Here is a 9047-nt window from a genome sequence, read left to right on the forward strand (position 1 = left end):
CGGGCTTTTTCGCCGGGACCTATTTCATGCCGAGCGCGATTGTGCAGATCGTCGACGTCTATGTCCGGCTGAAGAACCGGCGCGGCCTCGACGAGCTGATGATGCACAGACAGCGGCTTGCGGTCGATCTGAAGAGCAGGTCCGGCTACGACTTCAGCCTGCCGATCGGCCAGATCGACGAGGAGATCGCGATCATCGAAGCCGGCCTCAGCCGGCTCAAGGCGGGCGATATTCCCGCGACGGACGACGGCCGGCCAGTTTGACGCTCAGTCGCGTCGGCCGCCGTCGATGACGGTGAACAACGGCCGTGCCTGGGTCGGCTCGACCAGCAATTCCTCCACCAGCGCGGTCGCCGCATCGACATATTTGCGCGTCGGCTTGTCGAGGGGGCGCGTGGCCTCGTCGTCGAGCGCGACCTTTGCAGCCTCAACCAGCTTGCGCATCCGCACGGCATGGTCATCGCCCGCAGTCAGCGTCGCGCGGGCCAGCGAGCGCAGCACGAACAGCTCACCTTCGAGGCGGAGCAGGCGGTCGTTGAGCCTGGTGAGGACGGCGTTGAGGTCGGCCATGGCGCGCGTTCGTTGCGGAAGAGACATCCTGCTCTAGCGGCGATCGGTGAACGGAGTCCAAACGGCATCGGCGCAATTGGGGCGATCTCCCCTCAAGTCTCGGTCCGCGCCAGATAGTTGCGCGCGAGGGCGAGATACCAGTCGAGGCAGGCGGGATTGGCCATCGCCTCCCGGTTGATCACCTTCTCGACGGGCTGGCCGAGCAGCAGCTTCTTGATCGGCAGCTCCTGCTTCTTGCCCGAGAGCGTGCGCGGAATTTCAGTGACCGCAAAAATCTCGTTGGGCAGGAAGCGGCGGGAGAGGCCTGCCTCGATCGCCTTGTTGATCCTGGCCCGCATCGCCTCGTCGAGCGCGACGCCTTCACGCAGCACCACGAACAGCGGCATGTAGCTGTCACGGCCGAGATATTCGAGATCGACGACGAGGGAATCCAGCACCTCCGGCAAGGCCTCGATCGCAGAATAGAGTTCGCTGGTGCCCATGCGCAGGCCATACCGGTTGATGGTGGCATCGCTGCGGCCATAGATGATGCAGGAGCCGTCCGGGTCGACTTTGAGCCAGTCGCCGTGCCGCCACACCGGCCCGCGGCCGCTGCCGTCGAAGTTGTCGGGATAGGTCTCGAAATAGCTCGCCCGATAGCGCGCATCGCCCTTGTCGTTCCAGAAATAGAGCGGCATCGACGGCATCGGCTCGGTGCAGACGAGCTCGCCGACCTCGCCGATGACGGCGCGGCCCTGTTCGTCGAAGGCTTCCACGGCGGCACCCAGCAGACGGCACTGCATCGCGCCCGGCGTCTGCGGCAGTTCGCGATTGCCACCAATGAAGGCGCCGGCGAAATCCGTGCCGCCGGAGATGTTGGCCCACCAGATATCGGCCTGCGCCTTGCTGCCATTGGCCTTCGCGAGCGCCGCGAAGCGGTTGTTGAACCAGGCTTGCGTGTCGGCACTGAGCGGAGAGCCGGTCGAGCCGAGACAACGCAATCGCGAGAGATCGCCGGCGGTGAGGTCGACCTCGGCCTTGACGCAGTTGGCGAAGAACGCCGCGCCCGCACCGAAGAAGGTCGCTTTGGATTGCGCAACGAAGCGCCACAGCGTGGTCCAGTCCGGCTTGTCCCTGGCGCCGCCGGGACTGCCGTCGAAAATGCAGCAGGTGGTGCCGCTGAGCAGGCCGCCGACTTGCGAGTTCCACATGATCCAGCCCGTCGAAGAGTACCAATGATAGCGCTCGCCGAACGAGTTCTCGTGGTAGGAGCAGCCGAGATCGTTGTGCAATCCCAGCAGCGCCAGCACCACGATGACGATGCCGCCATGGCCGTGCACGATCGGCTTCGGCAGGCCGGTGGTGCCGCTGGAATAGACGATCCAGAGCGGATGATCGAACGGCAGCCAGACCGGCTCGAATGCGTCGATCTCCGCGCCGGTTGTTGCGACAATGTCGGAGAGCAGCGCGTCAGCCGCTCCGGGCGCGGCGGCCTCGCCGTGCAGGATGACGTGCTCGACCGTCGGCAGCGATCGCCGCAGCTCGGCGAGGACGTCTTTGCGATCGTGTCGGCGGCCGGCATAGGTGACGGCGTCGCAGGCGATCAGCACTTTCGGTTCGATCTGCTTGAAGCGGTCGATCACGGCTGGCGCGGCCATGTCGGGCGCGCAGACGCTCCAGATCGCGCCGATGCTGGCGCTCGCCAGGAATGCGATGATGGTCTCGGGGATGTTGGGCAGATAGGCGGCGACGCGGTCGCCGGGCTTGATGCCTTTTTCTTTCAGATGCAGTGCGAGTGCAGCGGCCTTGCGCCGCAGCTCCGGCCAGCTCGTCTCGCAAAGCTTGCCGTCCTCGCCACAGCTGACGATCGCGGGCAGGCCGGCGGCGTCGGCCGCGTCCACGTGGCGGAACACCTGCCGGGCATAATTGACCTGGGCGCCGGGAAACCAGACCGCGCCGGGCATCTTGCGCTCGGCGATCACGGCCGCAAACGGCGTTGGCGACTGCAGATCGTAATAATCCCAGATGCTGTGCCAGAAGCCGTCGAGATCGTGCACCGACCATTGCCGCATCTCCTCGTAGCTGGCGAAGGTGAGGCCGCGCTGTTCGGCGAGCCAAGTGCGATAAAGGGCAATCTGGGGAACGAAAGCTGCGGTCATTGCGTATCGGCTTCAGTTGCGGGGCGCGGAGTTTAACCGGTGCCGCAGAGGAGAAGAAGCCGCAGTTCGGGCAGGCAGCATTGACGGGAGTAGCTGGTCTGGGTCCGCTGGAAGCAGCCTACCAACCGGCCCCGGCCCAGCGCCTGCCGAACACGGGTGGCTTGGTCTTCACCGCTTCCCAGCCGAAGAAATGGTGCTTGCCAGACCATGTGTGCACAACGCCGCTGCAGATGCTGCACTTGAAGCTGCCGGAATGCGCTTCGGCGTGCTCCTCCCGTGTCGCGGTGTAGTTCATGCTGCAACCCGCGCAGGTGAATTCTTCGATCTTCCAGATGGTATTGGCCATTGCACCGAAGTGGTTTGGGGGACCTGGATGGAAGCGTAGGTGCACGCCTTTGCAACGGCGTAAACCGGTCGGCCGAAATCCGGTTAATCGTCGTTAATGCTCCGCATGTCCCGGTCGATGCGCATCTGTACGCGCCTGATGGCGAGCAACGGTAGCCTGCCTTGCACGCGCCCGGAGCGGGCCCTGTCGCCGACGGCATAGGCGTAGCGCCAATAGCCCGGTGCGGCGTTTGGCTTCAGCGAAAAATGGACGCCGCGGTGAATGCCTGCGTGTGTGACGGGCTCTCTGGGACGGCGTGCCATCGTCTCGGAATGCAGAATGGCCCGATGCGTTCCTAATCGCCGGCTCGGGCCGGCCCGGTCGTCTTGACGCCGGGGGCCCGGCTGGCAATAACGCTGGGCCGCGCAAGTGCCGGAACCCGCGTCAATGCCGCAAGGAAAGCCGTGCCCGTGAAAAGTCTGCGTCAGCTCCTGACGGGCGAGGACATCATCCAGCTCGTGATCCGCGTCGGCCTTCTCGGCCTGCTGATCATCTGGACCTTCCTGATCATCCGCCCCTTCGTGCCGATCCTTGCCTGGAGCGGCGTGCTCGCTGTCGCGTTCTACCCGGCCTTCAGCTGGGTCGCCAAGATCCTTGGCGGCCGGCCCAAGACCGCAGCGGCAATCCTGACCCTCATCACGCTCGGCATCGTCATCGGTCCTGCGACCTGGCTCGGCATCAGCGCAGTGGACGGTGTGCGCGAACTGGCGCACCAGCTCGGCACCGGCGACCTCGCGCTTCAGTCGGCGCCGGAGCAGCTCAAGTCGTGGCCGCTCGTCGGCCCCTGGCTATTCGACCTCTGGGAGCAGGCCTACAACAACATCCGCGCAGTGCTGCGGGAGGTGGCGCCTTATCTCCAGCCGCTGGCGGGACCGCTCTTGTCGCTCGCGGGCGACGCCGGCGTCGGCACGCTCCAGTTTCTGGTCTCGGTGTTCGTGGCCGGCTTCCTGTTTCCGCACGGACCGAGGCTGGTTGCGGCCGGCCGCGGCTTCCTGTTTCGCATCGTGCCCGAACAGAGCGAGCATTTCCTGGGGCTCGCGGGCGCGACCATCCGCGCCGTGGCGCAAGGCGTGATCGGTGTTGCGATCGTGCAGGCACTGCTCGCCGGCATCGGCTTCAAGCTTGCCGCGGTGCCGAGCGCAGGCCTGCTCGCCTTCATCGTGCTGCTGCTCTCGATCGTGCAGATCGGCGCCTTCCTGGTGCTGCTGCCGGTAATCATCTGGATATGGACTGCCAAGGACGTCACCACAGCGCTGCTGCTCACCGTATTTCTCGTCGTCGTCGGCTTCCTCGACACCATGTTGAAGCCGCTGGTGATGGGACGCGGCCTGACCACGCCGACCATCGTCATCTTCGTTGGCGTGATCGGCGGCACGCTCGCCCACGGCATCGTCGGCCTGTTCATCGGCCCGATCATCCTGTCGGTGGCCTGGGAAATGATGATGGCCTGGATCAGGACGGAGGACCGGGCCGAGGCGGGCTCGAGGGCGGGGACAGCGGCGGGCGAGGGCTGATCTGGCCCCCTCGAACGGCGGGATCGGCCTGCCGGTTCGATCAGACCTGACGGCCTTGCCCATGTGATCAAGATCCATCCCGAACTTGTCTATCCGACTAGACAAGTTACCATGGGCTCGATTCTATTTTCGACTACGGCGGACATGGCGAAGTCTTCCAAGCTGGTTGCCGCCAAGCGCGGCAAGGTATTGTTGGTCAGACGCCGGTCGGACGGCCTGTGGATGTTCCCGGGCGGCCGCAAGCGTGCGCGCGAGTCCGACAAGGACTGCCTGCGCCGGGAAATCAAGGAAGAGCTGCCCAAGCTGAAGCTCGGCCGGATCAGCCTCTGGAAGGAAGTGACGACCAGGAACAAGCGCTCCGGCCGCAAGATGAGCGACGCGATCTTCATCGCCAAGGGCGCCAAGGGCAGGCTCGCGATCGGGGACAAGAACGAGATCGACCGCGCCGTCTGGCAGAAGCCGCGCGGCATCCGCCTGACGCCGACCTCGCGCTATATCCGCGACCGCCTGTTTCCGCGGAAGCGCGGGTGAGCTAGGCCTCCTCGTCCTCCGACGAGTGCTGTATCCGTCCGGTGTGGGCCCGCGAAGAATTGGCGCGCGTTTGCGGCGCGGACACCCTGGCCATTTCGGTTTCGCGCTGCTCCTTGCGAGCCTTGCGCGCGCGCTTCATGGCCTGCTTGACCTGAGGGTTTGGCGAATCCTCCGCGAAGAACAGCACCACCTCGCAGCTCGGACATTGCCTGGAATAGCCGTCCTGCAACCGTCCCGCGCGGTCGCGGAACACGGTCTTGCAGCGCGTGCACTGAATCTGGACGAAACTCATGCGCGGTCGACCGACGATGACTGATGGAAATGGATCGTCAGGTGATCCCAAATGTCTGAAGAAAGCTTGAACGCGTCCGGGACTTCAAGCCGCTCGATCAGCCGCCTATTGCTTGGCCGCTATCGTGTCCAGGCAATGGTTGAGATAGACGGTGCGATCCCTGGGCAGCACCTTCTCGAGATCCGCCTTCAGCGCGCATTCGCGTTGCCGCATCTGCTCGGCCCGCCGCTTCTCGGCCGCCTCGCGATATTCGGGAGCAACCTTGTTGGGATCGACGAGGGCCTGCGAGCGGGCGGGAGCCGTCACGGCGAGCGCAATGGCGGTGATGATAATGAACTGTTTCAAATGAGCCTCCGTAAAAAGGCTCATCCTAGCGCTCGGGCGGCGAGAGCTCAAACGGCAAGTTCGCCGAGACACCCGGCCGCGCAGCCTGTCCGCGCAGGGGCGAAGGCACCTGGTCGAGTTGATTTCAACTACCTGAAGTTGGGACGAGGGGAGGCCGTCACTTCGGGACGTGGTCGATCTTGTGGCCGAGATGCCCGGTGTCGTGATCGCGCCGCAACTGGCTCAGCGATGTCTCGTTCAACTGATGCAAGACCTCGCTGAGTTCAGTCGTATCCGGATAACCGGCGGCAAAACCCTTGCCGTAGATCTTGCGCAACGTACCGACCAGCGTGTTGCCGTGCTTCTTGCTGATCGCGCCATCCTTGTCGCGGTGGCGATGATCCAGGCCCGTTTCCTTCATGGCTTTCTCCCTGAGCGGCGTCTGCGCGCCTGGAGAGAGCGTGCTCCCAAACGAGTTGATTGGCAACGGCACGGCGCGCGGCAGTTGAGCCTCGTCAAGGCGTGGAAAGATCGAAGTCTGTGTGAACCAGTTCACAAGCGATGGTCGAGATCGCTGCTACGAAGACCTCATTGCTTGACCAATTGATATTTTGAAAACGCCCCGGCGCTCCACCAGGCGCTGGGGTTTTCACGTCGATCACCGCAACGGCGAGAGCGCGCGACGCGCGATCGGATGGGCGGGTGGTTTCCGAATAATACCGAAGGCGGGCGGCTACGCGGCTTGCTCCTCGAACGAGGTGTAGACCTGGCCCCCTGGACCGATCACCTGAACGCCCCAGCACCCGTCGGCGATGAGCTCCTTGGCCTTCTTGAGGGCGGCGGTGAGTGACAGCCGCTTGAGGCTGACGATTCCTGCCGTGTCGAAACCGCTGATTTCAAACATGCCGCTCCTCCCTGTTTTGTCGAATCCTACACTTTTTGAGCGGGTTGTCTCCCGGCTTTTGGGGCAGGGCCCGGCGCAAGAGCAGGCGGTGGCCAAAATCGCGAAAACAACCCCATGCACAGTAGCTAAGTCCTGCTGGCGCAACGCTTTCTTTTTGGCACAAAGCGGTCTTGCATCCGGCGGAGACGCCGGTTGACTCGTCGGGCAAAACAGGGGTACCTTGCCAACTTCGGAAAATCCGCTTCGGACCCAGACGGCTTCCCGGGATCGGGGGGAGCTCTCGTACCAGGCTGCGAGTCATGTCTGTCGCACGACCCCGTAGTCGGCCGGGGTGGCGGGGTCTGCAGCAGGCCGCGGCCGCTAACGTGGAATTAAGCTGAAAAGCCCACAATTTTAGACAGTTGTAGATGGGTGCTGCGTAAGGGAGCTGTCGCGAGGACGTTCCGGCGACGGCTTCCCGTTGCTCGCTCATTTGGGGTCAATGCCATGACCGCGACTTTCGAAACGCAAGGCCTCGTCGAACAGCTCGACCCTGCAGCACTGGCTGCGGCCATCGCCGCCGACGAACCCGCAAGCCTGGACGCTCCAGAACCGGTCAAGCGGTCCGGCCGGACATCGGTCATGGCGCTGTCGGTGTGTGCCCTGGCCATCAACGGCGCGGCGGCGATCTACACATGGCCGGCCGGCTTGCCGTCGCTGAATCTGAGCAGCCTGGCTGATCTGCTCCCGCGGCAAGAGGCGTCAGCGCCAAAGCCGGATCCGGTTGTCGCTGCCTTGAAGGACATTCAGTCGACCCAGCAGCAACACACGGCTTCGCTGCAGGAGAGCAATCAGGCTTTGCAGCAAAACGCGGCTCTGCTGCAGGGGGATTCGATGGTGCTGCTTTCGCTGCGGCAGAGCATCACGGACGAACGGGTCGATGTGAAGAAGGTGTCTTCGCAGCTTTCCACGCTGATCGCGAAGATCGACTCGCTGCAAAACGCCATGATGTCGGACGTCACGTCCTCCGTTCGAAGAGCGCATGCGCGCTATGGACTATCCGCCGCGATCCGCAAGCGGATCGCCCGGCAGTCGAAATCGGTCGGGCCCGTTTCGGTTGGAGGAGCTCCGCTGAGCACGCCGGCTACGGTGTCAGCTCCGGAAAGCTGAAGGCAAGGCGGGCTCGCGTTGACGGGCCGCTGATATCGGCCCGTGCATCCGGGAACCAATGACGCGACGCTAGTAGCGCGGGTAATAGCCCGGCGCGTACCTGGGATCGCCATATCTGTGAGGTCGATAGTAGCCATAGCCCCGCGGCGGATCGTCGGGGATGGGTCTCGCGTAGACGCCGGGCGCCTTGTACGCGTTGGGATAGCAGCGGCCGTTGGAGTAGTTGAAGTCATATCCGTGCGGACAGCCGCCGTCCGGGCTGCCGCGAAACTGGACCTGTTGGACCGGGCCCGGCTGGGGAGCGGCCATGCCCACCTGGAGAGCGAGGGCCGCACCGGCGATAGCTGCAAGCATTTCTATGTCCTCCGCGTCACTCCCCGATCGCCCATATGGCTATGACGAGTAATGGTCGCTGAATTGGGCATTCATCCACCATTCACCTCGGGATGTTGTTTACTCCAGCGGTTCGAGGATGACGAGCCATGGTGTCCGCCAGGAACTCGGCTAACGAAGCGAAGGCGCAGACCACCGAAAAGGCGACCGGAGGAATAGCGGCGCATTTAGCTCGTTCTCCAGGGCGCCAGGGCTTGTGGCGTATCGGCCCAGCGCGGGAAGCTGTCTTCGGCCTCCGGTCGTCCCTGAGGCCGCTTTTTTGCCTGAATCCGCCGGTCCACGCGCGAGCCTTAACCTAGCTTTAAGAAAACGTTGGACGGCGGTGCTAGGTTGGATACAACAAAGCCTGTGTCAGCGTCAGTTGCGTCCGGAAGTCATGATTACGTACAAGCAGTACCATATCGAACGATTTGAGCACGGGCCCAAGCGCTGGGTTGCTCGCATCACGCGGACAGACGGCCAGAACATCCGCACGATTCTGCCAGCGACCGAGCTACCTTACCTCGACACGAAGCCGACAACGTCCCCCGAGGAAGCCGAGGCGCTTGCCAAGGAAGGCATCGACTTCGGCGGCGTGGTGTAGTCCGTCGTCGCGGTCTCCTGACTCTTATTCGCGAACTCGCCGGCGAGTTCATCCGCAGCGGTGGTGCGGGTGTGTGGCTTCGTCCGGTCATCGGTGGTCTGCTTCGACGTGGTCGTCGAGCGCTACGATCAGCGGCCTGCGAGGCTTCCGCGCCTGATCCACTCTGCAGGATCTTGCGAGGCATCCGGAGTTGGCGGGCCACAGGCAGAACGCCTTCGCTTCCCTCGGCACGCTTGCTCGCCTTCAACTTGTGCGCCGTCGGAAA

General features: G+C 63.8%; 13 protein-coding genes. 5 read left to right on the forward strand and 8 right to left on the reverse strand.

The features are described 5' to 3' along the window. Window positions 1-26: 26 nt before the first annotated feature. Window positions 27-263 carry a hypothetical protein gene (locus AC0L2F_RS15930; RefSeq protein WP_473248986.1) on the forward strand — a complete coding sequence of 79 codons (237 nt, stop codon included), beginning with the start codon at window positions 27-29 and terminating at the stop codon, window positions 261-263. Window positions 264-266: 3 nt separating this feature from the next. Here AC0L2F_RS15930 and AC0L2F_RS15935 read toward each other — a convergent pair whose 3' ends face one another. From AC0L2F_RS15935 to AC0L2F_RS15945, 3 genes are all read right to left on the reverse strand, one after another. Next, window positions 267-569, reverse strand: coding sequence for a hypothetical protein (locus tag AC0L2F_RS15935; protein ID WP_007610613.1), 303 nt, complete (start codon window positions 567-569; stop codon window positions 267-269). 92 nt (window positions 570-661) lie between these two features. Beyond that, window positions 662-2707, reverse strand: coding sequence for an acetoacetate--CoA ligase (locus AC0L2F_RS15940; RefSeq protein WP_473248987.1), 2046 nt, complete (start codon window positions 2705-2707; stop codon window positions 662-664). 118 nt (window positions 2708-2825) lie between these two features. Then, entirely contained in the window at window positions 2826-3053 is a 228-nt protein-coding gene (locus AC0L2F_RS15945) for a hypothetical protein (protein ID WP_473248988.1), read from the reverse strand. A gap of 443 nt (window positions 3054-3496) precedes the next feature. Here AC0L2F_RS15945 and AC0L2F_RS15950 point away from each other — a divergent pair, with 443 nt between their 5' ends. Together AC0L2F_RS15950 and AC0L2F_RS15955 are read left to right on the forward strand one after the other, a co-directional pair. Next, on the forward strand, window positions 3497-4606 hold the full coding sequence (locus tag AC0L2F_RS15950) for an AI-2E family transporter (protein WP_063996260.1): 1110 nt from the start codon (window positions 3497-3499) through the stop codon (window positions 4604-4606). A 144-nt stretch (window positions 4607-4750) separates the two neighbouring features. Further along, window positions 4751-5137, forward strand: a complete 387-nt coding sequence (locus tag AC0L2F_RS15955; protein WP_179950106.1) for an NUDIX hydrolase — start codon at window positions 4751-4753, stop codon at window positions 5135-5137. 1 nt (window position 5138) lies between these two features. Here AC0L2F_RS15955 and AC0L2F_RS15960 read toward each other — a convergent pair whose 3' ends face one another. The 4 genes from AC0L2F_RS15960 to AC0L2F_RS15975 all read right to left on the reverse strand — a co-directional run bounded on the left by AC0L2F_RS15960 (window position 5139) and on the right by AC0L2F_RS15975 (window position 6657). Beyond that, complete coding sequence (locus tag AC0L2F_RS15960; RefSeq protein ID WP_007610595.1) at window positions 5139-5429, reverse strand: Zn-ribbon containing protein; 291 nt, start codon at window positions 5427-5429, stop codon at window positions 5139-5141. A 105-nt stretch (window positions 5430-5534) separates the two neighbouring features. Then, on the reverse strand, window positions 5535-5774 hold the full coding sequence (locus tag AC0L2F_RS15965) for a hypothetical protein (protein ID WP_473248989.1): 240 nt from the start codon (window positions 5772-5774) through the stop codon (window positions 5535-5537). A gap of 157 nt (window positions 5775-5931) precedes the next feature. After that, window positions 5932-6174: a hypothetical protein gene (locus AC0L2F_RS15970; RefSeq protein WP_007610592.1), complete on the reverse strand. Its 243-nt coding sequence runs from the start codon at window positions 6172-6174 to the stop codon at window positions 5932-5934. A gap of 312 nt (window positions 6175-6486) precedes the next feature. Continuing rightward, entirely contained in the window at window positions 6487-6657 is a 171-nt protein-coding gene (locus AC0L2F_RS15975; RefSeq protein WP_007590796.1) for a hypothetical protein, read from the reverse strand. A gap of 486 nt (window positions 6658-7143) precedes the next feature. On the opposite strand from AC0L2F_RS15975, the gene AC0L2F_RS15980 reads away from it, so the two are divergent. Continuing rightward, window positions 7144-7806 carry a hypothetical protein gene (locus tag AC0L2F_RS15980; RefSeq protein ID WP_473248990.1) on the forward strand — a complete coding sequence of 221 codons (663 nt, stop codon included), beginning with the start codon at window positions 7144-7146 and terminating at the stop codon, window positions 7804-7806. A 69-nt stretch (window positions 7807-7875) separates the two neighbouring features. On the opposite strand, the gene AC0L2F_RS15985 is transcribed toward AC0L2F_RS15980, so the two are convergent. Beyond that, window positions 7876-8160, reverse strand: coding sequence for a hypothetical protein (locus tag AC0L2F_RS15985; RefSeq protein ID WP_473248991.1), 285 nt, complete (start codon window positions 8158-8160; stop codon window positions 7876-7878). Between the two features lie 415 nt (window positions 8161-8575). On the opposite strand from AC0L2F_RS15985, the gene AC0L2F_RS15990 reads away from it, so the two are divergent. Then, on the forward strand, window positions 8576-8782 hold the full coding sequence (locus AC0L2F_RS15990; protein ID WP_007610586.1) for a hypothetical protein: 207 nt from the start codon (window positions 8576-8578) through the stop codon (window positions 8780-8782). Window positions 8783-9047 lie beyond the last annotated feature (265 nt).

This window comes from Bradyrhizobium sp. Ken64, from assembly GCF_055807555.1.